Source organism: Monashia sp. HAY1-2A (genome assembly GCF_056755315.1).
Genome location: NZ_JBNDHY010000364.1, coordinates 1 through 284, shown reverse-complemented (window position 1 = coordinate 284; position 284 = coordinate 1). Strand labels below are relative to the sequence as shown.

Annotated in this window: 1 protein-coding gene; it reads left to right on the top strand. The window is 43.3% G+C overall.

Translation table 11 applies throughout. From position 1 onward, the window contains the following. A partial coding sequence (locus ACPYOM_RS22305) for a DnaA ATPase domain-containing protein (protein WP_481347636.1) occupies nt 1-260 on the top strand: 260 nt, incomplete at its 5' end. Nucleotides 261-284 lie beyond the last annotated feature (24 nt).

Here is a 284-nt window from a genome sequence, read left to right as displayed (position 1 = left end):
ACTATGTAGAAGGAGAAAGCAATAAATTTGCAGCGACTGTAGCAAGATCGATCGCTAAAAGACCTGGTGCGACCGCTTTCAACCCATTGTTTTTATATGGTGGATACGGAGTCGGAAAAACCCACCTCGGACAGGCTGTAGGATTGGAAGTAAAAAGCCAGTTTCCTGATAAAGTGGTTTTGTATTTGTCTTCTGAAAAGTTTATTCAGCAGTTTATATCGGCTGCTAAAGCTCATAAGCTGTCTCTTATACACATCTGACGCTGCCGACGACGGAGAGAGTGT